The organism is Micromonospora sp. WMMC415, assembly GCF_009707425.1.
In the GTDB taxonomy this organism is placed as follows: domain Bacteria; phylum Actinomycetota; class Actinomycetes; order Mycobacteriales; family Micromonosporaceae; genus Micromonospora.
In genome coordinates this window covers 3216264-3241679 of sequence record NZ_CP046104.1, presented here as the reverse complement: position 1 = coordinate 3241679, position 25416 = coordinate 3216264, and the positions used below count along the sequence as shown (strand labels likewise).

Here is a 25416-nt window from a genome sequence, read left to right as displayed (position 1 = left end):
GCCGACGAGGTCGGCGCCTTCTGATGTGTCCGGGGTCGTTCGGGCTCACCAGCCGTTGGCGGGGGTGATCGTGCCCCCGCCGGTGGGTGAGTAGTCGGCGTTGAGCTGGCGGATCCGGATCCGGCCGGCGGCGAACGCGGCCCGGATCGCGTTCTCCAGCGCGGGGTCGCCGAGGTTCAGCCGGCCCGGTGCGATGGCGGCCTGCAACTCGGCCCGCCAGGTGGGCTTGAGGGTGGTGGCCGGCGTCGGGAAGCTGCCCACGGTGGACAGCTTCACGTCGGTCGCGATGAGAGTCACCTGACCGTTGGCGTCGATCTGGGCGGTGTAGAAGTCGCCGCCGGGCACGTTCGAGCCGGTCGGTCCCTGCAACCCGATCTCGCCGCGGGCCAGTGCCGCCCGCCAGGCCGCCGCCTCGCCCTCGTCGGCCCGGATGCCGGTGATCAGCGACCGGGCCGTCTGCGCCGACGCGGACCGCTGCCCGAGCACCTCGCCGGAGAACGGGTCGACGACCTGGCGGGCCGGGTTGGGAACGAACGCGCCGGTGGAGACCCGGATGGTCAGCGCCTGCTGCGGTTGCTGCGCCGGCGCCTGCTGCTGGACCGGCGCCGGCGCCTGCTGCTGCACCGCTGCCGGCGCCTGCTGCTGGACGGTTGCCTGCTGCTGCACCGCCGCCCGGCCCTGCTGGACGAAGCCGCCGTCGCTGTCGCGCACAACGATAGTGGTCGAGGCGGAGGACTCCCCCACCCGCAGCGACGGCCCGACGTTGCCCAACCCGATCATGGCCGCGCCCGCGTACGCCCGCACGCCGCCCATGAACTGCCGGCCGAGCTGGAAGGCGCGCTGCTGGGTCGGGGTGACCGTGGTGGGCTGGCGGCCGGCCAGCCCGCCGACGGTGAGCCCCAACGCGCCGGCCTGCAACGTCTGGCTCCAGTCGCCCCCCGACTGGAGGTACGTCCCGCCGGCGCCGGCCAGGCTGGGCAGCCCCACGCCGACGCCGAACCGCGCTCCGGGTGAGCTGAGCCACCGGGAGCCGGTCCCGGCCGCACCGCCGAACATGCCGAGCCCGGCGCCCCACGCCCCGGAGCGCAGCACGAAACTCGCCCGGCTCTCGCCCTCCGGGACGTCGCTGAGCGCGGCGCCGGTCATCGACCCGATCGCGTTGCCGCCGCCACCGGCGAGCGCACCGCGCCACAGCTGCCCGCCGCGACTCAGCCCGGTCGCGCCCATGCCGAGGTTGCCGGCCAGCCCCAGGCTCGCCCCGCCGCCGACGCCGATCGCGAAGCCCTCCCCGCCGACCCGTCGCCCCTCGCTCAGGCCGGTCCGCAGCGCCGCCTCGCCACCGTGGCCGGCGACCAGCTCACCGCCCGCCCCACCGGCGAACCCGAGCAGGAAGCCCTCACCGCCGACGACCGCCCCGGTGCCGACCGCGGTCATGCCGGTGGCCAGCAGGCCGGTCGCGCCGGTCCCGGCGACGCCGGCCGCGACCACCGGGGCGGCGAGGATCGCGCCGATGGACAGCGCCACCGCGAACGCGAGGTTCCGGGTGATGGTCAGGCCGGTGACGATCGAACCGGCCGCCGCGACCGCCCGGTCGATGCCGTCGAGCACGATGGTCTGCGCCTGGTCGGCCTTCTCCACGGCGGTGAAGACGGCGTCCGCCATCTCGGTCAGCGAGCCGCGTTGCTGGGCGTTACGGAAGCGGCTGAGCGCGATGTTGGAGTCCGCCATCGGGTCGAGCATGCGCCGCTGGACGTCGACCGGCTCCTCGCCGCTGACGACGCTGACGAAGAAGCCGACGACGTACTGGTCCTCGTAGTTCAGTCGCATGTGCTCGCGCATGCGGTACTCGGTGCTGTCGTTCACGTCCCGCGCCCGGCGCGCCGCCTCCTGCAGCGCGGCGGTGACCTCGGCCCGCACCCGGTCGGCGAGTTCCTGCGGGAAGACGAGCAGCTCGCCGTCGTGCATGACGTACGCCATACCCGGCTGCTCCTGGTAGGGCCGGATCGACTCGATCAGCCGGATGTTCGCGAGCACGCCGGACCGGTCGGCACCCGCCGCCGGGGACAGGGCGCGGGCCAGTCGCTGCTGCTGCCGCTGCGCGCTCGCCCGGCCGAGTTCCGCGCCGAGGCCGGGCTCCAGCGCCGCGAGCTCCTGCCGCAGGATCCACCGGGTGTCCCGGCTCAGGTCCGGACGCTGCAACCAGGCGGTGATCAAGTCCACCTCGGCCCGTATCTCGTCCGGGTCGGTGAGCTGTCTGCTGTTCCGCTCCCGCAGGATGCGCGGCATCTCGGTCTGCTCGGGCAGCTCCGGCTGGGCGGGCGCCTGCCCCGCCCGGCCGCGGCCACGGCGTCGCGGTGGCGGCCGGTCGGCGGCCCGGATGGCGGCCTGCCGGCGGGCGAGCTCCGCCTGCAGGGCCTCCTTGGCCTCCATCATCCGGTCGGTCTCCTGCGAGCCCACGATCTGCCGGTTGAGCCATTCGTCGACGGCGCGCAGCTCGTCCACCAGCTCGGTGAACCCGTAGTGCCGGACATCCGGGGTCGTCTGCAGCCAGTCCTCGGGGGCGAACGCGACGTACCACGTGCCGGTGGTGCGCAGCGGCCCGAGCGCGTCGAGGTCGTGCGCGCCGTGGTGCGCCTGCGCCTCCGCGTCGTCGGGTGCGGCATCCCCGTCGCCGGACTGCTGGGCGGCGTGGATCAGCTCATGGGTGAGCAACGCTTCGGGGAGCTCCTGCCCCGGCCCGACCGCGATCCCGATGTCCCGCCCGGCGGTGAACGCGGCGGCGCGGCCGGCCCGGGCCGCCGTCCGCACGTGCGGGCCGGTGTGCACCCGTACGCCGGCCAGCGACACGCCGGTTGCGGCCTCGACGGATGCACGGACCGCGCCGTGGACGGGCCGGACCGGGTCGGCGAACGCCCGCTCCAACGCCACCCGGCCGAACTCGGATCCGGCTGCCGGCCGCGGCGACGCGGACGGGCGTTGCTCGGTGGTCGGAACGGTCTTCACCGCGGGCGGGGCGGCGCTCGGGGCGGCAATGGCGTGGGATTGGCTCACCGCAACTCCATCCGTCCCTGCCCATCATGCCGGCGCGCCGATGGTCGAACAAGGACCGTTCGGGCTGGTGAGCATCACCGCGCCAGCGGACCCGCCGCGCGGTTACCGTCGCGTGGCGCGGGCGGCGGCGTCCTGCTGGGCGCGGGTCAGCGCGTCCACGAACGAGCGCAGCTGCGGGACCGCGGCCTCCTGGACCTGCTTCAGTTGCGCCATCATCTCGGACAGGTCCACTGCCGGCCCACCATGGCCGCGTTGGGCCTGCTGCTCGTCCAGGGCCGCGTTGACCGCCTCGACGATCGCGGCGGCTACCCGCTCCATCGGCAGCCCCTTCAACCCCGGATCGAGCGTCAGCGCGGCGAGCCGTCCATCCGCGCCCAACTCGGCCTCGACCCAGCCGTTCGCCGCGCTCGTGCGCACCGGCTCCGCGCCGCCGGTGGCTGCTTCCTGCACCCTGCCGGCGGCGGCGACCACCTGGTCCAGCATCTCGGCGAAACCCTCACTGCTCGGACGCATACCCCGCTCCCCTGTCCCCTCGGCCGCCCCTGAGCGTACGAACATGCCACACCGTCCGCGGCCCGCACCCGACGGACCCGGGACCGTCCGCGTAACCCGCGGGTTGGCGTCTGCCGATAGGATCCGTGCCGCCACAGTCCGTCACTCGATCGGGGGAACGGTGCCAGGCTTCGACGTGCAACCGGAGGCGATCCTCACCGCCGGCAACAACCTCGCCACCAGCGGCGAGGATTTCCTGGAGCAGTTGGCGGCGTTCGAGGCCGCCACCGCCGCCTACGACGGCGCCTGGGGCGACGACACCATCGGCACCTACATCGGCACCGCCTACGTCGCCGTCGCGCAGTGGGCGCTCGACTGCTGGCACACCGTCGCCGACGAGCTGGCCGCCGCCGGCGACGACCTGGTCGGCGTGGCGGAAGCCTACGAACGGGTCGAGGCGGACGCCTTCGCCGCGTTGAACGCGCTCGGCGAGAGCCTCGGCTGACCGGCATGGGACTGCAGCTACCGGGTGAACTGGTGTCCATCCTGGGCATGCTCGGCTACGACTGGCCCACCTCGGACGAGGAGCGGTTGTTCCAGCTCGGGCAGTTGTGGGTGGAGTTCGCGCCGAAGATGGAAGCCGCGGGAGCCGCGGCCCTCGCCTCAGCCTCCACCTACTTTGCGAACAACCAGGGCGAGGCGGCCCAGGCTTTCCAGGCGTGGTGGAACGGCGCCGACAGCCCGGCGAACGCGCTTGCCCAGGGCATCCCCGGCGCCTCCCTCGTCGGGGCGGGGATCATGGTCTGCGCCGGCGTCGTCCTCGCCCTCAAGATCCAGGTGATCGTGCAGTTGGCGATCCTTGCCGTGCAGATCGCCCAGGCCATCGCGACCGCCGCCGTGACGTTCGGTGCCTCGCTCCTCGAAATCCCGGTCTTCAAGATGATCACCTCGCTGATCCTCGATCAGCTCATCGCCATGGCCGTCGAAGCGGTGCTCAATGGCTAGAGGCCGAGGCGGGCGAGGCAGCGGACGGCGTGCGACCCCGGGCGGCGCACCGAACGCCCGCGGACCGATCGGCGCTGCCGGACGAGTCATCCCCGCCCCACGCACCCGCGCCCGGATCGACTTCAACGCCGGTCAGCCCGGAGCGTGGAACCGCACGGTGAACCGGCGCAAACTCCAACCCAACACGACCTACGTGGAACGCACCACCGGCTACACCTACAAGACCGACTCCAAGGGCCGGGTCACCCACTTCAGCGGACGTCTCCAGGCGGTGGACGGACACCGCAACGCCTACCAGCAGCGCGTCGCCGGCAGGCCGTTCCGCAAGTCGACCGACCAGGGCGGCCACCTGTTCGCCCACATCTTCCGCGGTCCCGGCGAACGCATCAACCTCGTGGCGATGGACTCCAACCTCAACCTGTCCGCCTGGAAACGGATGGAGAACAGGTGGGCGCGGGCCCTGGACCCGGACCACCCCACCCCCGGCGCCGGCTCCCAGACCGTCCGGGTCGAGGGCCGGGTGCACTACGATCCGAACTCAGCATCAACCCGGCCGACCGCGTTCACCATCACCGAACAGATCGACAACGGCCCCAAACGCACCCACCGATTCCGAAATCCATGAGAGGTGCCGTCGTGCCTGACGGTCGTGACAGCGACATCATCACCCGCATCGGGCAGATCCTGCTGTCGGTCCTGCCCGACAACGCGGAAACCATCATCGCCAACGGCGAAACCGACGTCGACTACGCCAACGCGTCCCTGGAACTTCGGGGCCCCGACGGGAAAGCGTTCTACTTCTCCTGGGACGACAACCCCGACGAGGCCGTCGACGAGATTACCGACCTGCTCATCGACCTGCGGCAGGTGATGATCGACGACGGCGGCGACCCGTGGTACGGGTTCACCATGGCTGTCCAGCGTGACGGCGCCTTCGAGGTCGACTTCTCGTACGAGCCCCCCGCTGACTGAGGGGACGACGCCACACCGGACCGCCTGTTCCGATGCTGGTGAACGTCCGACAGCGCAAGAAGCTCACCGCCCGCCTGATGGCGTCGCTGCTACGTGACGATCTTCCGGCCGTGCTTGCGCTGTTGCGCGCGGGGGCAGACCCGAACGCGGCAGACCGTGACGGCACCACGCCTCTCTACCTGGCCGCGCTGCAGGACAAGCGTGCGGCGGTGCGGATCCTCCTGGACGCCGGTGCGGACCCGAACGTCGAGAGCGGGCGCGGCGAGGAGGGAACACCGTTGACTGGAGCCGCAGCGTGGGGACATGCCGATGTCGTCCGCGAACTCCTGACAAGGGGCGCAGATCCGAACCTCCGCGAGGACCACGGCAGCGGGCTGTCGCCCCTCGAATGGGCCGTCCGAAGTGGCCACCCTGAGACGGAATCGCTGCTCAAAGCCGCAGGGAACGGTTGAGCGACGAGGACGCTGCGAGCTCATGCGACTGCGCTCTGGCCCAGGTGCTTCTGCTGGGGTTGTAGCCCGGCACCGGCGCACGATCAGCGGGATGCCAGTGCGTTCAGCCGAGGGTGGGCCGCCCCTCGGCGATCTGTTCTTCCACCGGCCGACCGGACCAGGCCAGCCATGGCTCCGCGCCGGACTTGGGTACGACCACAGGTCCGTTGCCTACCAACGAATCGGGTATGTCCCTTGACTCGATGAAGGCGCGTGACTGGTAGCCCACGGACCATGCGGTCTCGTGCTCTCGCGCGCCGATGATCACCCATTCACCGGTGCGGATCTTTTCCATGCGACGTCCGTCCGACCGGCAGCCAGGCCAGCTCGGCGTCACGCTGCCTAACGCGCGGCAGATCCGGGTACTTGACCGATGCTCGCTGGCCGTGGCGAGGCCACGCGCGTTCGAGGTGCGGTGGACATCTATGGTCCCTGCATGTCGATCACCGACCAGGACCTGGTCATCGAAGCGGCGGAAGCCGGGGCTGCGGTCGTCCGCTCGCACTACGGATCATCGCTGACACGCTTGCAGAAGTCCGCAGGTGACTTCGCCACCACGGCCGACATCGAGGCCGAAAGAGCCATCATCGACGTGTTGCGTACCGCGCGCCCGGACGATCTCGTGCTGGGTGAGGAGAGCGGGCGCACGGGCAACGGCGACAACGATCGCACGTGGCTGGTCGACCCGTTGTGCGGAACGTTGAACTATGCCGTGCGTAACATGCTGACCTCGGTGAATGTGGCGCTGCGAGCCGGTGGGCAAAACACGGTGGCCGCCGCCGCGGACCCGTTCACGAACGAGGTGTTCTGGACTGACGGTGCCGCTGCATACGTGCGTCGCGGCGGTTCGGACCAGCGACTCGCCCCGTCGGCCGAGTCGAGACTGGTCGACGTCAATCTCGACCCACCGTTTCCCAACAAGGGGGTCTTCTCGGCCGCCCGGATGCTCGCCGACGAAGGATTCATCGAGCAGTTCCGCCCTCGCGTCGTCTCCACCACGCTGGCCGTGGCTTGGGTCGCCGCTGGCCGCCGCGCCGCCTACGTCACCGATGGTCACCTGTCCGACAGCGTTCATTTCGCGGCGGGAATCGCCCTCTGCCAGGCAGCCGGTTGTGTGGTCACCGGGATCGACGGCCAGCCGATGCACACCGGTCTGGGCGGTCTGGTTGTGGCTGCAGACGAGCAGACGCATGCCGCCATACTGACCCTCGTCGCGAACCAGCGCCCACGAACGGAATGATCCGGTTCCCCCTCGGCGCAGCGGGCGTCGTCGTCGCTGGGCGCGCGTGCCGTCAAGGACGCGGTGACCCGCACGATCCTCCACCGCCTTGGGGAGGCCGGCATTCCCATCGCCTCCGCCACCCGGGAGGTGACGCTCCGCCGGGCAGCTGGTGGCGAGTCGTGACGGACACTGTGTCCGGTCCATCCACACTCCCCGCCAGGCCCGGGTCCCGACGGCGGCACCGCTGCTGAACCGGCGGCGGTACCTTGTCCGGTCCGGCGGTCCGGGCAGCGGGACAGTTGCGGTCGCATCGGCGGGACGGGCGGTCGTCATAGGTCCGCCGGCTGTGGTCGGCGGAGCAGGGGTACGCCCGGCGGCCGCCACGCCCGCCGCCGGGCGGACGTCCAGCAACCGGTCGAGCCCGGTGCGGTGCAGCGCGTGGTATGCCTCCGGGCCGACGTTGACCAGGCAGAAGCGGGATCCCACGTGCCCGCAGGCGCGGCGGGCGTCGAGCAGGGTCCGGGCGGCTGCCATCGGCAGGTGCCCGGCGTGACGCAGGTCGACGACGAGCATGCGCGGCCGTCGGGCGAGCGCCAGGTCCATGAGCAACTGTCGGAGGCGGGCCGCCGCGGCTGCGTCCACGACGTCCGCGACCGCCACCACCGCACAACCCCGACCGGCCTCGTACGTGCGCACGCGCAGGTCCCCGTGGCCGTCGACGGCGGGCCGCGGTTCCGAGGTCCGTTCGGACAGCGTCGCCCGCAACTGGGCGAGGGCCTGCGTGAGCACCCGCGACACTGTCATCTGCGAGGTGCCGAGGTCGGCGGCGATCTGAGCCTGCGTACGGTTGCGGTAGAAGTACTCATGCACGGCGTGCCGGGCCCGGGGCGCCAGTCGCTCGACGGCGGCCCGCAGCGTCACCCGGTCGCACACCGCTTCCAAGGCCTCGTCCCGCGCGCCGAGCAGGTCCTGCTGTTCGCAGCTGTCGTCGTCGGGCCTCGCCGGCCGGTTCAGCGAGTCCGCCCGGTACGCCGACATGCTGCCCTCGGTGGCGCGGACGTCGGCCGCGCTGACACCGAGGGCGGCGGCGAGCTCCCCTGCCGACGGCCGCCGGTGCAGGCGCTGCGTCAGGTCATCGCGGGCCCGGGTGACCTCCAGGCACCGCTCCTGCAGCCGCCGCGGCACGTGCACGCTCCACACCCGGTCCCGGAAGTGCCGTTTCAACTCGCCGAGCACGGTGGGGGTGGCGTAGCCGGTGAAGCTGGGGCCCCGGCCCGGGTCGTACCCGTCCACCGCCTTGACGAGCGCGAGCGCCGCAACCTGCTGCAGGTCGTCGAGGCCCTCGCCCCGGTGCTGGTAGCGCCGGGCCAACCGCCGGGCCAGCGGCAGGTTCCAGCGCACCACGTCCTGCCGCAGGCGGTCACGCTCGCCACCGGAGCACCGTGGGTCGCGCAGCCGGCGGATCGCCGCGACGGTCGCCTGCTCCCGGCGCTCGGCCCCGACAACACCGGTGTGGGTGTCCCGGACAGCATCGATCGAATACATGTCGCTCCCGTGGTCGTCGAGTGGGCGGGCCGTCGGCCCTGCCGCCGCGAGGCGCGGATGGTGCTCAACGGACGGCGCCAGCGCCGCTGGCACGGGCTCCACACCGATCACGCCCCGCCACCTCGGCACCGGATGGTGGACCTGCCGTCCGGCGCCTCACGGTCAGCAATCTCCTCGACGTCGCCCGGAAAACCGCCTTTGAAGGATCGTCAACGACTTGTCACCGACCTGTGCAACGCCGACCGGCCCAGCGTCGAACGTCCACCCGGCGAGGTGACGGGAGGGCCGGTCGGACAACGCGCCGCTTGGGACCCACGGGCATCGTCGGTCGGCTCCCTTCCGTCGGTATCGGACCGGTTCGGCGCTACCACCGACGCCCGCGGTGGTCCGGAAACCGGGGGGACGGCCCTGCGTCGGGGCCGGCCGGGACGGGTAGAGCCAGCCGCCGACCGAGGAAGGGAGACGATCATGTTCAGCCTCACCGCCAACCGGGAAACCGCCGCGGAGGAAGCCGCTGCCCTGCTCGATCCGGCCCTGGACCGTGCGCTGCTGTGGCAACGCCTCGACGTCGTCGGCACCGACTTCGCCGTCGTCGACCAGCAGCTCACCGCCGCCGACGGCGTCGCGCTCATCGGCGGAGTCCTGCCGTACTGCCTGCACTACCGCCTGCGCCGGGAGCCGGACGGCCGGTGCACCACGCTGTCGGTGACCACCGAGGGCGCCGGCTGGCGCCGCCGCGTACGCCTGCGACGCGACGCGGAACAGTGGCGGGTCGACACGTACGAGAGCGGCGACCTCGACGCCGCGCTGCGCCGCGCCGGACGTCCAGTGGCCCCAATCGCCGGCATCGATGACACCAACCGCCTCGACGCCGTCGGTGAGATCGCCATCGCCCGCGCACCGCTGTTCGCCACACTGCCAGGGCGACACCGGAACGGGTCGGAACCGACGCGCACCCGGGTCGGCCTGGTCGTACCGCCGTCACTGGCCGTCGTCGTCGTCGACAGCCAGCGGCATCCGCTGCCCGACGGCGGCATGCGCGTCGAGTCCGACACCGGCAACGCCACCATCTCGTTCGACAAGGCCGGATTCGTGACCCACTGGCCCGGCGTCGCCCGACGGGCACCAGCCCACCTGGCCTGACCGGTGCCGTTTATCCGCCGCACCGCCCCGGTAGTGGCTGCGGAACGTCCTGTGCGACGACCGACAACGACAGAAGGGAGACCCCGATGACCCGCCAGAGTTCCCTGTCGCTGACCAAGCTCGGCGACAGCGACCAGGTCCTCGTCGACCCCGCCGAGGACATCCGGGGCCGCAAGGTCCGCGACCGGAACGGAAACGACCTGGGCAAGGTCGACGACCTGCTCGTCGACAGCGAACGGCACAAGGTACGGATGCTGCGGGTGGAGCACGGCGGCATCCTCGGCCTGGGCGCCACCCCGTCGTACCTTCCGGTCGACGCCGTCACCAGCATCTCCGACGACGTGGTGTGCGTGAGCGAACCCCGGGACCGGGTGTCCGACGCACCCCGGTACGACCCCGACCTCGTCGACGAATCCGACTACTACCAATCCCTCTACGACTACTACGGATACCCGCCGTACTGGGGAGCCGGCTACGTCTACCCGACCTACCCCTTCTACCGCTTCTAGCGGCGGGCACGGTGGTGTGCCGGACCGAACCGGCACACCACCGCCCCGGCCCTCGCCGGCGGGAGGGTCAGGCGCGCGGCCGGCGAGGCCAGGTTCAGGCTTCCAGCCGGCGGAGCCGATTGCTGACGTCGTGCACTCGGGTGTGCGCCAGGCCAGGGGTGTGCGCCTCGGCGCTCAGCTCGGCCGTGACGAACGGATGACGATTCCCGCCCACCCCTGTGACGGTCCGGCGATGGGCGGCGGTCCGAGGTTTGCCGGCGGGGGGTTCGGGTAGCGGGCCAGCCAGGGCGCAGGCCTGCGCCGCCGAACGACCGCGGAGGAGGATGGAGCCGTGACGCGCCGATCGCGCTGGGTGGCACTGCTGGGCAGCGGAGCGATGCTGGTCTCCACCGCCGGCTGCACCGCCGACGACGGTGACACGGCGACGGCGGCACCGACCGCCGGGGCGACGGCCGCGCCGGCACCGGCCAGCGTCGACCTGCCGCGGATCGTCGCACGGTTGCAGCCCTCCGTCGTCACCGTTCGGGTCGGGCAGGGCCTCGGCTCCGGGGTGGTGTTCCGGGACGGCGGGCTGATCCTCACCAACGAGCACGTCGTGGGTGATCGGGAGAGCGTGGAGGTCGCCCTCGCCGACGGCACGCGCGTACCGGCCCGGGTGGTCGCCGCCGACGCCGTCACCGACCTCGCCGTGCTCCGCGCCGAGCGCGCCGACCTGCCGCCCGCCCCGTTCCGCACCGAGCTGCCCCCGCCCGGCGAGCCGGTGGTCGCCCTCGGCAGCCCGCTGGGCTTCCTCAACAGTGTCACCGCGGGCATCGTTTCCGGCGTCGGCCGGGAGATCCCCGGTTCGGCGAGCCAGGGCAACGCCCTTGTCGACCTGATCCAGACCGATGCGGCCATCTCGCCCGGCAACTCGGGCGGCGCGCTCGCCGACTACTCCGGGCGGGTGATCGGCATCAACGACGCGTACCTCCCGCCGCAGACCGGCGCGGTGTCCATCGGGTTCGCGATCCCCGCCGCCACCGCCCTGGACATCGCCGACGACCTGCTCGACGACGGCCGGGTCACCCAGCCGTACCTCGGGGTGGCGGTGGCCCGGCTGACCCCGCAGATCGCCAGGTCGCTGAATGCCGGCACCGACCGGGGGGTCCTGGTTCGGGACGTCGACGGGAACGGTCCGTCGGCCGTGGCCGGCCTGCGCCCGGGGGACATCGTCACGCAGGTGACCGGTGAGCGCACCGACACGCTGGAGGAGTTCCTCGGCGCGCTACGGTCGGTCGAGCCCGGCCAGCGCGTGTCCGTGACCTACCTGCGCGACGGCGACACCCGGCAGACCACCGTCACACCGACCGCCGCCACCCGCTGAGGCCGCCGTGCCCGACCGCCACCGGAAGCCGCGGCCAAACCGGGGCCGGGCACTCTCGCCGTCCGCGGCTCCCGCACCGCCGGACGCCTGCTGCGCGCCGGCTTGGCGGATCGAGCCGGCCGGACAGGTTGATCACCGCTCGGGTGTGGCGGTCGCTGCTGTGAGGGTTGACAACGCAACGGGTCAAGTGACCGGACCGCCGCCGAGTTCCACCGCCGCCCGAGGACCGGACGAGGCGCCTGGCCACGAGCGTTCCAAGACGATTGACAGGTCCTGGTCGACGCGCAGTAGCCGTAGCACGCGGTGGACGCGCGGGGCCGGATCTGACACGATGAGCCGCCCACCGTGCTGACGCAGCCGCCGGTTCAGGTCGATCAGGTGTCCGACGGCGGCAGCGTCGATGTGTCGACACTCGGACAAGTCGATGACGAGACGTGCCGGCCGCAGTGCCAGGAGTTGGCCGCACAGCGCCTCCACCTGCGGCACGCATGCCAGGTCACACTCGGTGATCCGCACCTCGACGAGCGACAGCCGGCAACCGCCTGGTGCTGGCGTCGTCACGGGACACCCTCCTTTCGTCATGTCGCTGCTCGATAAATCACGCTGGGCGATTGCCGTAGCGGTCGCCGCGCGGATCGATGACAGTTGCTCAACAAGTGCCGAGCAAACGAAATATCAGGGATCTAAGAGCGAGATTCTGAGCGACTGATCGGGCCGGCGGCCTTCACAGCAGCTAGATTCCCGACAGCCCGGTCAACAGACGCCGCTCCAATTCCGATAATCGCCGCTCAATACCGGCTACGCTCCGTCCCCTCAACCGCCGGCCTGGAGGCAGCCATGCCCCGCACCCACCAGCAGACCCATCAGGCTGTTGTGTGCCCGACGACGGAGGTGGCGTCGCCGGTAGGGGTGAACTGCTCCCGCACGCCCGACTACGGTCGAACGTCCGGCACTGTGCGCCACAGGCGCCGGCGCCACCGCGGGGCCCTCGGCGCGAACCGCACGGTGGTCGGTGTCGTCGGCGCGCTGCTGGCCGGGGCGGCGGTCGTACCGGTGCCGCCCGATGCCGGACCCAGAGAGCGTGAGCACATCCTGCGCGACTCGGGGGCCGAGGCGATGCTCGTGCCGGCGGACGGTGTGGGACCCCGAATCACGCGGGTGCCGCCGCCGGCCTGGTGGCTCACGCGGGCAACGCGGTCATAACACCGTCGGTATTGCTCATTCGGACTGCGCGCGCCGTTGCCACTCGATGCTCTCCTCTATTCACGTCGATGCATCGATAGGAGGAAGCCATGTGGAGACGGCTCACCGTCGCCGGCGCGACGGTTCTCGCCCTGGCGCTGCCCGCCCCGCTCGGAGCCAGCGCGGGCAGCGTTGTCCCCGATCCGGGCAGCGCGGGTGCGTACGCCGCCGGCTACGTCGACACCACCGTCAGCGCGGCCGGCCGATCCTTTTCCGCCCGGGTCTACTATCCCGCCACCACCCCCGGCAACGGCCAGCCCGTCGCGGCGGGCCGGTTCCCGGCCATCGCCTTCGGGCACGGCTTCCTGCAGGGGATCTCGCGCTACCACTCGACCCTCGGCCACCTCGCCACGTGGGGCTTCATCGTCGTCGCGCCCGGCTCGCACGGCGGCTTGTCCCCGAACCACAGCGCCTTCGCCGACGACCTGAACGCCGCGCTCGCCTGGACGGTCGCGCAGGACACAACCGCCGGGTCACGGTTCGCCGGGCGCGTCGACACCGACCGGCTCGGCCTGTCCGGTCACTCCATGGGCGGCGGCGCCAGCCTGCTCGCCGCGGCCCGCAACCCGCGCGTCGTGACGGTGGCCAACCTGGCCGCCGCCGAGACGAACCCGTCCGCCAAGGCAGCCGCCGCGACGCTCACCCTCCCGGTGCAGCTGGTCGCCGGGGAACGGGACAGCATCGCCGGGATCTCCGGCCACCAGCGGCCAATTTACGACAGCAAGCCACCCGCGAAGCAGCTACGCACTATCCGGGGCGGCTACCACTGCGGCTTCCTGGACAGCTCCTCCCTCTTCTGCGACAGCGGAAGCATCAGCCGAGCCACCCAGTTGCAGCTCACCCGGCGACTGCTCACCCAGTGGTTCCTCCGCCACCTGGCCGGCGACGCGGCGTACGACGCGGCGGTCTGGGGCACGCCCGCGCAGACCGATCCGGCGGTCGCATTCGAGGGCGTCCGCTGACCGACCCAGCCGGGCCGCCGACCCCCGGAAGGGCCGGGTGCGCCGAGCCGAAGCGGTCAAGTCCCAAGCTCGACTCGGCGCACCCCCACCGCATGACGAACGGGCGCTACCGGAGGCGGAACGTCCGGGTGGCGTACGGGCCGAGCGGAATCGCGGCGCCGCTATCGAACACCTGAGCGGCGCCGGACTCCGCCAGGTCGCACTCCGTCAACGAACCGTCGGCGCCGGACAACGCGGGGCTCCGGCGGCGGCCGGGCGACCGGACGGGATGCGATGATGAGGTCCATGCCTCTCGGGACCGGGTCGACCGCTGCGCCGTTCGCCCACCTTCAGGCACAGCACGCGACCCTGTACCGACAGGTTCTCGACGTCTTCGTCCGGGCCAAGCAGCGGTTCACCGTGCATCTGCGCCCTGAGGATGTCGTCGCCGAGATCGGCGCCGGCCCGTCGCTGGAGACCGTCCGTGCCGCCCTGGACCAGCTCGCCGACTGGGGCAACCTGCGCGCCGACCCGGACACTGGCCGGGTCACCACGGTCGAGGACTTCCACCGGGCCCGCTATCTCTACCAGCTCAGCCCGGAGGGGCATGCGGTCGAGGAGGCGGTCGCCGCCTACGAGGCGGCGCTCGGACGGCGCGGGGCGTTGCAGTCGGTCGCGCTGTCCGACATCGCGGAGCAGCTTCGGGCACTGCTGGTCGTCGCCGAGGCGGCCGCAGCCGGCGAACTCCCGGACTCGGCCAAGACCCACCTGCTGATGATGAGCCTCGTCGACCGGTTCACCGGCCTGGCTGACAACGCGCAGGCCTTCATGGCATCGTTGCGCCGGGCCATCGACTTCGCCGACGCCAACGTCGCGGCGTTCCTGGCGTACAAGGAACAGTTGATCGCCTACCTGGAACGGTTCATCGCGGATCTGGCCAACCGGGGCGCGGAGATCGCGCTGCTGGCCCGGCAGATCGAGGCGGCCGGCGTTGACCCGCTGCTGCTGGTGGTGGCCCAACGCGAGGCCGCCGACGCGGCCCCCACCGAGGTACCCGAGGATACCGGCACCGACCCGAAGTCGGAGGCGACCGGCACCGCGGCGCAGGCCGATCCGGCAGCCGGCGCCCGGGCGGAGACCGCCGCCGGTGTGACGGACGATGTCGGTACGGACGCGGGCGGCCCCCACAGCCATGAGGCCGCCGTCGGGGAGGCGCTCGACGCATGGCGGCAGCGCTGGGTTGGACTGCGGGACTGGTTCGTCAGCGCTGACGGCAGCCGCCCGTCGCAGGCGCGGCTGTTGCGGACGGCTGCGATTGGGGCGATCCGGCAGCTGCTCGGCATTGTGGCGGCGATCAACGAGCGGCGGTCCGGACGCTCCGACCGTACCGCCGACTTCCGCCGGCTCGCCCTCTGGTTCGCCCAAGTCCCCGACGACGAAGCGGCACACCGGCTCTGGCACACGGCGTTCGGCCTCTCCCCCGCCCGGCATCTCACCGTGACCGCCGAGACGCTCGCCGCCACCGAGCAGCAGCCGGTCCCGGCGGCCACCCCGTGGGCTCAGGCCCCGCGGCTGCAGATCAGCCCCCGGCTGCGCCGCACCGGCTCGTACGAGCGGCGCGGCTCGCCGAATCGTGTGCTCGACCGCACCGAGCAACGGCGCCTGCTCGCCGAGCGGATGCGACACGAGGCGGAACAGACCGCGCGGGCCCGCGCCGCACTGGCCACTGCGGGCCCGGTCACCCTCTCCGAGCTGGCCCGACTCGACTCCGCCGAGTTTCGGCTCTTCCTCCAGTTGCTCGGCGACGCCCTGGCGGCCAGCCGACCCGACGGCTCGGGGGCAGAGACCACCACCTCCGACGGGACGATGGCGGTACGGCTGCGTCGGGTGGCCGGCGGCGCGACAGTCCGGATCGTGACCGAGGACGGGGTGCTCGCCGGACCGGAGCACCTCATCGAGATCGTCGATCTGGTCGGGGCGGACCGGTGAGGGCACGCGGCGCCGCCGAGGATGTCCCCGAGGCCCGCAAGCGCCGGGCGGCCCGGCTGCTGCTCGCCCGCCCGCTGCTGGTCGCCGGGCAGACCGCCGACGACGAGTTCCGCCTGGTCCGGGCGTACGCGGCGGAGCTGCGCGAATGGTTCGACCGGGAGACCGGCTGGCGGCTGCTCGCCGACGCCCAGACGATACGGCTGATGAAGCTGACCGCCGACCCCCTCGACGGCAGCCACCCGGCCCGGGACCCGCGCTCGCGTACCCCCTTCTCCCGGCAGCGGTACGTCCTCACCTGCCTTGCCCTGGCCGCGCTGGACCGCGCCGACGGGCAGATCACCCTGGGCCGGCTCGCCGAGGAGGTGGTGGCAGCGGCCGCCGAACCGACCCTGGTCGCGACCGGTTTCACGTTCGCGCTGGACCGCCGGGAGCGGCGGGCCGACATGGTCGCCGTGGTCCGCCTGCTGCTGCACTGGGGCGTGCTGCGCCGGGTCGCCGGAGACGAGGAGGCCTACCTCGGCGCCGGCGGCGACGTCCTCTACGACGTGGACCGACCCGTCATCGCCGGTCTGCTCGCCACGACCCGGGGGCCGTCGATGCTCGGCGGGGCGACCCTGAAAGATCGGCTGGCAGCGCTGACGCTGGAGGTCGTACCGGACGTCGACGACGCCCGCAACCGGGCGCTGCGGCACCGACTGACCCGGCTGCTGCTGGAGCAGCCAGTGGTCTACTACGACGAACTCACCGAACCGGAACTGGCGTACCTGACCAGCCAGCGGCACGCACTGCTGACCCGGATCACCTCGTTCACCGGGCTGGTCGCCGAGGTGCGACGGGAGGGGATCGCGATGGTCGACCCCGACGACGAGCTCACCGACGTGCGGATGCCGGCCGAGGGAATGCAGAGCCACCTGACCCTGCTGCTGGCTGAGCGGATCGCCGCCAGCGACCACGGAGTACGCGTCAGCGACCTGCACCGACACACCCGGGAGTTGGCCCGCGAGCATCGGTCGTACTGGCGCAAGCACGCCACCGATCCCGGCGCGGAGGTGGACCTGGTCGCCACGGCTCTCGACGCGCTGCGCGCGCTCAAGCTGGTCACCGTCGAGTCGGGCGACGACCCGCTCGTGCTACCCCGCCCGGCGATCGCCCGGTACGCCCTGGCCGAGCCAACCATCCGAGAGCCCGCCGCTGCCGCGCCGGCCGAGGGGCCGGGGCCACATTCGCCCGAACGAACGAGGGAGTCAGCCCGGTGACCGACGCACTGCCGCAGCCCGACCGGCAGCGGTGGCAGCCGCTGCGCGCCGGACTGGTCGACATCTTCTACTACGACCAGGAGGAGTTCCACTTCCACGGCGGAAGCCTGCTGCTGCGCGGCAACAACGGCACCGGCAAGTCGAAGGTGCTGGCTCTGACCCTGCCGTTTCTGCTCGACGGGGAGCTGACGCCGTACCGGGTCGAACCCGACGGCGACCCGAACAAGCGGATGGAGTGGAACCTGCTGCTCGGCGGCAAGCATCCGCACCCGGAACGGCTCGGCTACACCTGGCTGGAGTTCGGCCGCCGCGACCGCGACGGCGACCACTTCGTCACCATCGGCTGCGGCCTCAAGGCGGTCGCCGGTCGGGGCATCGCCCGGCACTGGTTCTTCGTCACCAGCCAACGGATCGGCGTCGACCTGGCACTGGTCAGCCCGACCGGCACCGCCCTTGCCCGGGACCGGCTGCGCGACGCGATCGGGACCGCCGGCATGGTCTACGACCGGGCGGTCGACTACCGGCGGGCCGTCGACGAGGCGCTGTTCGGGCTCGGCAACCGCTACGAGGCACTGGTCTCGCTGCTGATCCGGCTCCGCCAGCCGCAGCTGTCGAAACGGCCGGACGAGAAGAGCCTGTCCCGGGCGCTGAGCGACGCGCTGCCACCGCTGGACGAAAACCTGATCACTCAGGTCGCCGAGGCGTTCCGGGGGCTCGAAGGCGAACGGGAGACGCTGCGCGAGCTCGCCGAGACCAAGCGCGCCGCAGACGACTTCCTGACCCGCTACCGGGAGTACGCCCGAGTGGCGACCCGCCGCCGCGCCACCGTCCTGCGCCAGCAGCACAGCCGGTACGAACACCTCGGCCGGGAACTCGCCGACGCCCAGCGCGGCTGGGAGCAGGCCGACGCCGAGCTCACCGGGGCGCTGACTCGCCTCGACGAGTTGGCGACCCGGACACAGGAGTTGGGTACCCGCCTCCAGGCGCTGCGGGAGAGCCCGGAGGCGCGGACCGCTGACCACCTGCGCCGGCTGGCTGAAGTTGCCGCAGACCGGGAGCTGATTGCGGGCCAGCAGCAGCAGCGGCTCGGCGAGTTGCAGGCGGAGGCGACCCGCGCCGCCCGAGACGCGCAGGACGCCGTCCGGCGGCTGCGGGACGCCCAGGCGTCCGAGGAGGCGACCCGCGACCGGGCGGCCCAGCAGGCCGGGACGGCCCGGATCGGCGACCGGCACACGGCCCGGGTGGTGGCGGCCCTGCCGTACGGGGTCGGCGAGGCGACCCGGGCCGCCGAGGAGCTGGTCGAGTCGCGGAGATCGGCGCTGCGTACCCTCGACAGGTTGCGCAGCACCGCCGAGGCCGCGCGGGATCGGGCCGAGCGGGCCCGCGAGGAGGTGGACCGGCTCGACGCCGAGGTCGCCGCCGCCGACCTACGCATCGCCGACGCCGAGACGGCCGCGACGGAAACCGGGCATCGGCTGGTCGACCAGACCCGGGAGCACCTCGCCGGACTGGTCGAACTTCCGGTCGGCGACCCCGAGGCGGTGCTCGCCGAGCTCGAACTCTGGGTTGCCAGCCTGGCCGGGGAGAACCCGGCGGCCCGGGAAACGGCCCGCGCCGCCCGAGCCGCGACCGAAACCCTGGCCCGCGCCGACGCCGCTCTCGACGCCGAGGAGGGCGGGGCCGGGGCCGCGCTGGCACAGGCCGAGGCCGAACTTCGTGAGCTCGAGGAGGGCGGGCACCGCCCACCGCCGTCCCCCTATACCCGGGCCGACGAGGTACGCCGGGACCGGCCCGGCGCTCCACTGTGGCGGGTCGTCGACTTCGAGCCGGAGGTGACGCAGCGGGCGCGGGCCGGCATCGAGGCCGCGCTGGAGGCGGCCGGTGTGCTCGATGCCTGGCTCGACCCGGACGGCGCACTGCGCGACCCGGTCACCGGGGACGCCGTGCTGCGCCCCGGCCCGCCGGCAGCCGCGAATCTGGGCACCGTGCTCCACCCGGCGATCGACCGCGCCGATCCAGGCTGCGCCGCGTTGAGCGACGAGGCGGTCACGGCGGTCCTCGCCGCGATCGGCCTCGGCGTCGACTCGACGGCGACGACCTGGGTCGACCCGAGCGGCGCCTTCCGCAACGGCGTCCTCGCCGGGCGGTGGGCCAAGCCCGCGGCGGAGCACATCGGCGACGGCGCCCGGGAGGCGTACCGCCGGGCCCGGATCGGGCAACTGCGGGATGAGATCGCCCGGCTCTCGGCGACCCTGACCACGATCGCCGAAGCGCGCGGCGAGTTGCGCGAGCGGCGCGACCGGATCACCGCGGAGGCGGACAGCCTTCCCCCCGATCAGCGCCTGCGAGAGGCACACGCCCTGGTCCGCGGCGCCCACGAGGCCCGCCGCGGCACGGCCGCCCGCCGAGCGGAGGCTGACGGGCGGCTGCGCCAGCGTCACACCGAGGCAGCCTCCGCGCTGGCCGAGGCGGCCGAATTCGCCGCCGACGTGGACCTGCCGTACGACGTCGACGAGCTGGCTGTGGTTCGCGACGGGTTGCACGCGTACCAGCTGGCGCTCGCGGCCTGGTGGCCGGCGGTGACCGCCGTACGGACCGCGACCGGCTACCGGGACGAGACGGCCAGCCGCCACGCGGAGCTGTTGGAGCGGCTGGAGCCGGCGGCCGCCGACGCGGCCCGGGCCCGCGACGCGGCGACCGCCGCCCGGGTGGAGTACGAGACCCTCGACGCCGCAGCCGGCGCCTCCGTCGCCGAGCTGGAACGGCGTCTCGCCGAGGCGACCACGCAGCTCGACGAGTGCGAACGGGAGCGCGGGGAGGCAGGCCGGCAGGAAGCCGCGGCCCGCGACGCCCGGGGTAGGGCCGACGGGCTGCGCGAGCGCCTCCACGCGGAGCTGGACGAGGCGATCGCCGGCCGCGATGCCGCCGTCAACGGGTTGCGTGCGTTCGCCGGTACGGGTTTGATCGCGCTGGTCTGCCCCGGGCTGGAGGTGCCGGAGCTGGCGCAGCCGTGGGCGGCGACCCCAGCGGTGACCCTGGCCCGCGGCATCGAACGGGAGCTCGCCGACGCCGATGACGACGACCGCCGCTGGGACCGGCTGCAGCAGCAGGTCAGCGTCGAACTCAAGACGCTGACCGACAGCCTCTCCCGGCACGGGCACCAGGTGCTGCCCACGGTCCACGAGGAGACCATGGTCGTCGAGGTGACCTTCCAGGGCAGCACCCGCAGCGTCGCCGACCTCTCCGCCGCCCTGGTCGACGAGATCGACGAACGGCACCGGCTGCTCTCGGCGCACGAGCGTGAGGTGTTGGAGACTCACCTGGTCAACGAGGTGGCCGGGGCGCTCCAGGAGCTGATCGTCGGCGCCGAGCGGCAGGTCGGTGGGATGAACACCGAGTTGGAGCGCCGCCCCACCTCCACCGGGATGCGCCTGCGGCTGTTGTGGCGCCCGACTCGGGACGCCCCGGCCGGGCTGGCCGAACTGCGGGCCCGGCAGCTACGGCAGAGCACCGACGTGTGGAACGACGAGGACCGGCGCGCCGTCGGTGCGTTCCTGCAGGAGCAGATCAACCGGGAACGCCTGCGCGACGACGCGGCGACCTGGACCGAGCAGCTCACCCGGGCGCTGGACTACCGGGTCTGGCACGAGTTTGCGATCCAGCGACACCAGGACGGGCAGTGGCGGCCGGCGACCGGTCCGGCCTCCGGCGGCGAGCGGGTGCTCGCAGCGAGCGTGCCGCTGTTCGCAGCCGCCTCCTCCTACTACGGGTCGGCGGGTAACCCGCACGCGCCTCGGCTGATCGCGCTCGACGAGGCGTTCGCGGGGGTCGACGACGACTCCCGGGCCAAGTGCCTCGGCCTGCTCGCCACCTTCGACCTGGACGTGGTGATGACCAGCGAACGGGAGTGGGGCTGCTACCCGCAGGTGCCGGGCCTGGGCATCGCCCAGCTGGCCCGCCACGACGGCATCGACGCCGTTCTGGTCACGCCGTGGCGGTGGGACGGCCGGGAACGGCGGTTGATGACCCGTCCGGAGCCCGCACCGCGTCCCCCGCACCAGCGCGAACCCGAGCCGCAGGATCACCAGCAGGTTGCGGCACCGGGGCTCTGGGAACCCGAATGACGGACCTGGAGCGCCTGCGGCGGCAACTCGGCGGCCCGGAGACCGGGCGGCTGCTGCAACGCCTACGCCGCCGGCTCACCCGGGGGCAGCCGCTGACCGGCTCACTCTCGCTCAACCAACCGAGCCCGGACGAACGCCGGGCCATCGAAGGGCTGCTGGGCCGCCCGCCCGGCCGGGGCGGCACCCTGACGGTCAACCTGGACGAGCTCGACCAGGTGGTCCGGCGCAGCGGCATGCACCCAGCCGGATTGGCCGCCGCGGTCGAGGCGCTGACCGGGACCATCGCCGTACTCGCCGACGTTCGGGCCGCCGAGGCAGCGGCCTGGCGCGCCGCGTCAGCGCCACTCGTCGCGCTCGGCGAGGCCCGTACCGAGCTGGCCGGGTGGTGCACCGATCCACGTACCACCACGCTGCTGCGCCGGCTGTCCGGCTCGCCGGAGGCGGCGGCCCGCCTCGCCAATGCGCTGGTCGCCGTGCTCGGCGCGTTGCCGGCCGCCGGGGAGCCGCTGAGCCGGCTGGCGGCGCGGACGACGGACGACGCGCACGCCCTCGACCCGGACCGACCGCTGGCCACCCTGGTCCGCTCGGCCATCCGGGCAACCTGGTGGGGCAGCGAGCCGCTGCCGGAGTCGGCCGCCATGCAGCGCCGGATGCTCTGGTACGCGGTCGGGGTCACCGTCGACGAACTTTCCTCCACGGTGCTCGCGGTCAACCTGCCCACCCGGCCCGGCTGCCGGCTGCACACCCTCGCCGGGCCAGCCACGGCGCTCGGCGAACCGGTGGTACTCACCCTGCGACAGCTCACCCGCGACGAGCCGAGATTCGCGGCGGAAGAAATCTATGCCTGCGAGAACCCGACCGTGCTCGCCGCCGCAGCCGACGAACTCGGCCCGGCCTGCCCGCCGCTGGTCTGCGTCGGCGGGCAACCCACCACGGCCGCGCTGCGCCTGCTCACCGCGTTGACGGCGGACGGCGCCCGGCTGCGCTACCACGGCGACTTCGACTGGGGCGGCCTGCGGATCGCCAACCTGCTGCACGCCCGGCTGCCCTGGCGACCGTGGCGTTACCAGGCCGAGGACTACCTCGCCGCGCTCGCGGTGCATGGTTCGACCCGGCCGCTGCGAGGCAGCACCGTGGATGCGGCCTGGGATCCCGAACTCGCCGCCGCGTTGCAGGGCCGCGGGGTACGGGTGGAGGAGGAACTCGTCCTCGACGACCTCCTCGGCGACCTGTCCGAATTCGCCAGCGCCTGAACCGGTTCTGTCTTGGCGGTGAGCGATCTGCTTGCCCGTTTGCGGTTTCCAGAACTCGTCGCACCTCTGCGACAGCTCAACCAGACCCCGCACGCACAGATCTCGGCAGATGTCAACTCAGCTCGCCCGCGGCGGCGAGGCCCTGCGGAACTGGCCGCCGGTCTAGTTAGCGACTCAAGGATCTTGGTGTCGAGGGTGTAGCGCGTGGGTCGTCGCTGCGAGATGTCTGACATCGAGTGGGAGGCGCTGTCGCGGTATCTGCCGTCGGCGGTGACTGGTGGTCGGCCGCGGATCGATGACCGGCGGGTGCTCAACGGGACCGTGTGGAAGTTCCGAGCTGTCGAGCGGATGCTCGCCGGGTCCGGGCCGATGCGGACGCGGCTGGGGACATCGACCGGCTGCTCTCGGTCGACTCGTCCATTGTGCGGGCCCACCAGCACGCCGCGGCCAGCCGCCGGGACGGTCACCTGCACAAGGAACCACCGGTGGCGTGGCCACCGAATTCCGACGATCACGGGCTGGGCCGCTCGGCGGCGGGGTCACCCACAATGACGCACCTGGCCTGCGAGCAGGGCCGCGAAACCCTCGCCGTGGTGATCACTGTCAGGGCAGCGCGCAAACAGCCCGGCAGTTCATCACCGTGCTGGAAATGGATCAGTGATCGTCGGGGTCGATGTAGCGGTCGGGGTTGGTGGCGGTGGTGTGGGGGCCGTGGTCCGACGGCAGATCGTGCAGCCATCGGCGCAGGCCGGGGTCGGTGGTGAGGGTCCAGGCGGGGCCGGCAGGGTGCTCGTCGTGCAGGCCGGTGGCCACGGGCATGGCGGTGGGCACGTCGGCGAGGGCGTCGAGCAGGCTGGCCTCGCGGCGGCGGTGGGGCACGCGCAGCAGGACGGGGTATCGGGGGCCGTACTCGGCGAGGCGCTCGTAGGCGCGCAGCTTGCGCAGCACGCTGGCAGGCGGTTCGGTGCCGTTGTCGTGTTCGAGGAAGAACCCCACGGTCCGGCCGCCGGCGGTCCAAATGCCGTGGCCGTCGGGGCGGATCCCGGCGAGATGGTAGGCGGCGGTGGCGTGCTGCTCGGACCACCAGCGTCGCAGGTGGGCACGTGAGTCGGTGCGCGTGTAGGCGATCAGGTCGACGAAGAGTTGGTTGACGCCGAGCAGGTGCCGCAGCCGGGGGCTGCCGATGATGCGTTCGGTACGCTCGATGCTGCTGCGTGGCGGTCGAGCGTCCGGCCGGTCGGGATCGGTGTATGTGGTGGGATGTACGAGCATCCCGAGCGGGCCGAGGGTGTAGAGGTGCTGGCTGTCGCCGGTGGTGACGTCAACGAACCGGTGCACGGCGTCGATGCGGTGCAGGGTGTCCAGGCGCAGCCGGGCCGAGCGCTCCGACGGGAACAGCGCCCGGGTGATCTGGGCGGTGGACAGCACGTAGTGCTCAGCGAGCCACGGGAGGAGCTCACGGTCGAGCAGGGTCAGCCGCCGCAGGTGCGACAGTCGCTGTGACTTGTTGGACGGAGTTTGGGGCGACGACGGACGGAACACGGGAATGGAGGAATCGCTGTTCATGAGGTGTTTCTTCAGGGAGTAGCGGGAAGGGACCCCTCCCGTGGGGAGGAGTCTTGAACTGTCGCCGCTGATGACGGTGGACGGTCACGGGGCGGCGTGCTGAGGCCGTGCCGTGGGAACCGTGACCGGCAGATCCACACCGAGCCCCGGTCGATCGCCAGTCGGGCAGCAACTGGGGTGTTCGAGCCTGCCTCCGCAGGCCAGCACGATCCGTGCCTCTCACGGCGCTGACGCCTGCGCCGTCTTACGGTCTGCGCCCTGCGACGGCGATCGATCGGCACCGGCCAGCGGGATCGTCGGATCCGGCACTCCACCACCACGCTGATGGAACTGTCGACTCAGGACGCTAGCCCTTCGCCTCCAGGGCGGAGCGTTCCCATCTGGCCAGGTCGGCGGCGGCCGCGTAGGTCGAGCGGAGGAACTCGGTCAGCACGGCGTCGGGATCGGGCGCGCTGGCGACCGTCTCGTAGGGCAGCACGCACTCCCGCAGGTCTTGGTCGTAGAAGGCGGCCGTGCGCTCTGGATAGCCCGGCGGCTCCGGATAGGCGTACGCATAGAAGGCGCCTTCCTCGCCGCCGCCCGGCCAGAAGCCGAAGCTCGCCAGCTCGTGCGAATAGCCCTCCTGCATCACCGCCGGCGGGCAGTTGGGCACGCCGCCCGGGTGGGCCGGGGCGACGCGGCCGGAGAATCGCGTGTAGGCCAGATCCATCGCTCCCCAGAAGAAGTGCACCGGGCTTGCCTTGCCCACGAACTCTGAGCGGAAGCGGCCGAGGACGCGTTCGGCCTGCGATAGTTGCTGCCAGAAAAGATGCGCGGCCTCTCCGTCGTACGACTTGTTCTTGTGGTCGTCAGCGAAGGGGATCGCGATCTCGACCTCGTTGGGAATCGCATGGATCTGCGGCTCGAGTCCGAGCGCGGCCAGCGTTTCGAGGGTTTCGCCGTAGAACGTCGCGACTGGCTTTGGTTCGAGGGCGATGTCGCTCGAGCCGCCGTCGCTGGTGCGCAGGCGAAGCCGGTGATCGAGGAAGTCGAACTCGATGTCGAAGGCCCCCTCGCGGTACGGCACCGGCGACGTGGTCAGGCCACGCGCGGTCGGATAGAGCGTGACGTGCCACCAGTGGTTGACCGCTGGCGCGTAGGCCATGCGAATCTTGCCGATGATCTGGGTCCACATGTGCAGCGTGTCGCGGGTGTCGGCCCAGTCCGCCACGCGCAGCCGGGGCCATGACGCGGTGATCGCGTTCTGCATCGC

The 25416-nt window shown here is 72.4% G+C and carries 21 protein-coding genes and 2 pseudogenes; 16 read left to right on the top strand and 7 right to left on the bottom strand.

Features of this window, described 5'->3' with window-relative positions; all coding sequences use genetic code 11:
* Nucleotides 1–45: 45 nt before the first annotated feature.
* Together GKC29_RS15455 and GKC29_RS15450 are read right to left on the bottom strand one after the other, a co-directional pair.
* Nucleotides 46–3051 (bottom strand): DUF4157 domain-containing protein, encoded by a 3006-nt coding sequence (locus GKC29_RS15455; protein ID WP_155331496.1) that lies wholly within the window; start codon nt 3049–3051, stop codon nt 46–48.
* A gap of 102 nt (nt 3052–3153) precedes the next feature.
* Nucleotides 3154–3564, bottom strand: a complete 411-nt coding sequence (locus GKC29_RS15450; RefSeq protein ID WP_155331495.1) for a YbaB/EbfC family DNA-binding protein — start codon at nt 3562–3564, stop codon at nt 3154–3156.
* 160 nt (nt 3565–3724) lie between these two features.
* On the opposite strand from GKC29_RS15450, the gene GKC29_RS15445 reads away from it, so the two are divergent.
* The 5 genes from GKC29_RS15445 (at nt 3725) to GKC29_RS15425 (ending at nt 5972) form a co-directional block, all read left to right on the top strand.
* The gene (locus tag GKC29_RS15445) at nt 3725–4048 is read left to right on the top strand and encodes a PE domain-containing protein (protein WP_155331494.1); all 324 of its coding nucleotides are present in this window, start codon (nt 3725–3727) and stop codon (nt 4046–4048) included.
* A 5-nt stretch (nt 4049–4053) separates the two neighbouring features.
* Nucleotides 4054–4548 carry a hypothetical protein gene (locus GKC29_RS15440; protein WP_155331493.1) on the top strand — a complete coding sequence of 165 codons (495 nt, stop codon included), beginning with the start codon at nt 4054–4056 and terminating at the stop codon, nt 4546–4548.
* Between the two features lie 157 nt (nt 4549–4705).
* Nucleotides 4706–5173: a DNA/RNA non-specific endonuclease gene (locus tag GKC29_RS15435; RefSeq protein ID WP_196255620.1), complete on the top strand. Its 468-nt coding sequence runs from the start codon at nt 4706–4708 to the stop codon at nt 5171–5173.
* 11 nt (nt 5174–5184) lie between these two features.
* Complete coding sequence (locus GKC29_RS15430) at nt 5185–5520, top strand: immunity protein YezG family protein (protein ID WP_196255619.1); 336 nt, start codon at nt 5185–5187, stop codon at nt 5518–5520.
* Nucleotides 5521–5552: 32 nt separating this feature from the next.
* Nucleotides 5553–5972 carry an ankyrin repeat domain-containing protein gene (locus GKC29_RS15425; RefSeq protein ID WP_230688628.1) on the top strand — a complete coding sequence of 140 codons (420 nt, stop codon included), beginning with the start codon at nt 5553–5555 and terminating at the stop codon, nt 5970–5972.
* Between the two features lie 103 nt (nt 5973–6075).
* On the opposite strand, the gene GKC29_RS15420 is transcribed toward GKC29_RS15425, so the two are convergent.
* Complete coding sequence (locus GKC29_RS15420) at nt 6076–6306, bottom strand: YrhB domain-containing protein (RefSeq protein ID WP_155331490.1); 231 nt, start codon at nt 6304–6306, stop codon at nt 6076–6078.
* Nucleotides 6307–6447: 141 nt separating this feature from the next.
* On the opposite strand from GKC29_RS15420, the gene GKC29_RS29970 reads away from it, so the two are divergent.
* On the top strand, nt 6448–7251 hold the full coding sequence (locus GKC29_RS29970) for an inositol monophosphatase family protein (protein WP_155331489.1): 804 nt from the start codon (nt 6448–6450) through the stop codon (nt 7249–7251).
* A 387-nt stretch (nt 7252–7638) separates the two neighbouring features.
* Here the strand turns inward: GKC29_RS29970 and GKC29_RS29965 are convergent.
* Nucleotides 7639–8778 (bottom strand): annotated as a pseudogene (locus GKC29_RS29965) (sigma-70 family RNA polymerase sigma factor); the annotation flags it as partial.
* A 468-nt stretch (nt 8779–9246) separates the two neighbouring features.
* Here GKC29_RS29965 and GKC29_RS29575 point away from each other — a divergent pair.
* The 3 genes from GKC29_RS29575 (at nt 9247) to GKC29_RS15395 (ending at nt 11793) form a co-directional block, all read left to right on the top strand.
* Nucleotides 9247–9921 carry a putative glycolipid-binding domain-containing protein gene (locus tag GKC29_RS29575; protein ID WP_196255617.1) on the top strand — a complete coding sequence of 225 codons (675 nt, stop codon included), beginning with the start codon at nt 9247–9249 and terminating at the stop codon, nt 9919–9921.
* Between the two features lie 86 nt (nt 9922–10007).
* Entirely contained in the window at nt 10008–10430 is a 423-nt protein-coding gene (locus GKC29_RS15400; RefSeq protein ID WP_155331487.1) for a PRC-barrel domain-containing protein, read from the top strand.
* A gap of 331 nt (nt 10431–10761) precedes the next feature.
* Complete coding sequence (locus GKC29_RS15395; RefSeq protein ID WP_230688627.1) at nt 10762–11793, top strand: S1C family serine protease; 1032 nt, start codon at nt 10762–10764, stop codon at nt 11791–11793.
* Nucleotides 11794–11976: 183 nt separating this feature from the next.
* Here the strand turns inward: GKC29_RS15395 and GKC29_RS15390 are convergent, their stop codons facing one another.
* Nucleotides 11977–12354 (bottom strand): STAS domain-containing protein, encoded by a 378-nt coding sequence (locus GKC29_RS15390; RefSeq protein ID WP_196255616.1) that lies wholly within the window; start codon nt 12352–12354, stop codon nt 11977–11979.
* A gap of 19 nt (nt 12355–12373) precedes the next feature.
* Here GKC29_RS15390 and GKC29_RS30290 point away from each other — a divergent pair, with 19 nt between their 5' ends.
* The 7 genes and pseudogenes from GKC29_RS30290 (at nt 12374) to GKC29_RS15360 (ending at nt 22598) form a co-directional block, all read left to right on the top strand.
* The gene (locus tag GKC29_RS30290) at nt 12374–12502 is read left to right on the top strand and encodes a hypothetical protein (protein WP_255456013.1); all 129 of its coding nucleotides are present in this window, start codon (nt 12374–12376) and stop codon (nt 12500–12502) included.
* 293 nt (nt 12503–12795) lie between these two features.
* Nucleotides 12796–12924 (top strand): annotated as a pseudogene (locus GKC29_RS30570) (AMP-binding protein); the annotation flags it as partial.
* Between the two features lie 161 nt (nt 12925–13085).
* Nucleotides 13086–13997: a serine aminopeptidase domain-containing protein gene (locus GKC29_RS15380; RefSeq protein ID WP_155331485.1), complete on the top strand. Its 912-nt coding sequence runs from the start codon at nt 13086–13088 to the stop codon at nt 13995–13997.
* Between the two features lie 285 nt (nt 13998–14282).
* Nucleotides 14283–15965 carry a TIGR02677 family protein gene (locus GKC29_RS15375; RefSeq protein ID WP_155331484.1) on the top strand — a complete coding sequence of 561 codons (1683 nt, stop codon included), beginning with the start codon at nt 14283–14285 and terminating at the stop codon, nt 15963–15965.
* The gene (locus GKC29_RS15370; RefSeq protein WP_155331483.1) at nt 15962–17221 is read left to right on the top strand and encodes a TIGR02678 family protein; all 1260 of its coding nucleotides are present in this window, start codon (nt 15962–15964) and stop codon (nt 17219–17221) included. Before GKC29_RS15375 ends, GKC29_RS15370 begins: the two co-directional genes overlap by 4 nt.
* Complete coding sequence (locus GKC29_RS15365; protein WP_230688626.1) at nt 17218–21345, top strand: TIGR02680 family protein; 4128 nt, start codon at nt 17218–17220, stop codon at nt 21343–21345. Before GKC29_RS15370 ends, GKC29_RS15365 begins: the two co-directional genes overlap by 4 nt.
* Complete coding sequence (locus tag GKC29_RS15360) at nt 21342–22598, top strand: TIGR02679 family protein (RefSeq protein ID WP_155331482.1); 1257 nt, start codon at nt 21342–21344, stop codon at nt 22596–22598. The genes GKC29_RS15365 and GKC29_RS15360 overlap by 4 nt, the downstream gene beginning before the upstream one ends.
* Nucleotides 22599–23252: 654 nt before the next feature.
* Here the strand turns inward: GKC29_RS15360 and GKC29_RS15350 are convergent.
* Together GKC29_RS15350 and GKC29_RS15345 are read right to left on the bottom strand one after the other, a co-directional pair.
* Nucleotides 23253–24164: a replication-relaxation family protein gene (locus GKC29_RS15350; protein ID WP_155331480.1), complete on the bottom strand. Its 912-nt coding sequence runs from the start codon at nt 24162–24164 to the stop codon at nt 23253–23255.
* 346 nt (nt 24165–24510) lie between these two features.
* Nucleotides 24511–25413, bottom strand: a complete 903-nt coding sequence (locus tag GKC29_RS15345) for a DUF5996 family protein (protein WP_155331479.1) — start codon at nt 25411–25413, stop codon at nt 24511–24513.
* Nucleotides 25414–25416 lie beyond the last annotated feature (3 nt).

What these genes read in the sequence shown, in the direction of transcription:
- GKC29_RS15450 (WP_155331495.1), bottom strand. Translation starts at nt 3,564, where the DNA reads ATGCGTCCGAGCAGTGAGGGTTTCGCCGAGATGCTGGACCAGGTGGTC.
- GKC29_RS15440 (WP_155331493.1), top strand. Translation starts at nt 4,054, where the DNA reads ATGGGACTGCAGCTACCGGGTGAACTGGTGTCCATCCTGGGCATGCTC.
- GKC29_RS15425 (WP_230688628.1), top strand. Translation starts at nt 5,553, where the DNA reads ATGCTGGTGAACGTCCGACAGCGCAAGAAGCTCACCGCCCGCCTGATG.
- GKC29_RS15420 (WP_155331490.1), bottom strand. Translation starts at nt 6,306, where the DNA reads ATGGAAAAGATCCGCACCGGTGAATGGGTGATCATCGGCGCGCGAGAG.
- GKC29_RS29970 (WP_155331489.1), top strand. Translation starts at nt 6,448, where the DNA reads ATGTCGATCACCGACCAGGACCTGGTCATCGAAGCGGCGGAAGCCGGG.
- GKC29_RS29575 (WP_196255617.1), top strand. Translation starts at nt 9,247, where the DNA reads ATGTTCAGCCTCACCGCCAACCGGGAAACCGCCGCGGAGGAAGCCGCT.
- GKC29_RS15400 (WP_155331487.1), top strand. Translation starts at nt 10,008, where the DNA reads ATGACCCGCCAGAGTTCCCTGTCGCTGACCAAGCTCGGCGACAGCGAC.
- GKC29_RS30290 (WP_255456013.1), top strand. Translation starts at nt 12,374, where the DNA reads ATGTCGCTGCTCGATAAATCACGCTGGGCGATTGCCGTAGCGGTCGCC.
- GKC29_RS15380 (WP_155331485.1), top strand. Translation starts at nt 13,086, where the DNA reads ATGTGGAGACGGCTCACCGTCGCCGGCGCGACGGTTCTCGCCCTGGCG.
- GKC29_RS15375 (WP_155331484.1), top strand. Translation starts at nt 14,283, where the DNA reads ATGCCTCTCGGGACCGGGTCGACCGCTGCGCCGTTCGCCCACCTTCAG.
- GKC29_RS15360 (WP_155331482.1), top strand. Translation starts at nt 21,342, where the DNA reads ATGACGGACCTGGAGCGCCTGCGGCGGCAACTCGGCGGCCCGGAGACC.
- GKC29_RS15350 (WP_155331480.1), bottom strand. Translation starts at nt 24,164, where the DNA reads ATGAACAGCGATTCCTCCATTCCCGTGTTCCGTCCGTCGTCGCCCCAA.
- GKC29_RS15345 (WP_155331479.1), bottom strand. Translation starts at nt 25,413, where the DNA reads ATGCAGAACGCGATCACCGCGTCATGGCCCCGGCTGCGCGTGGCGGAC.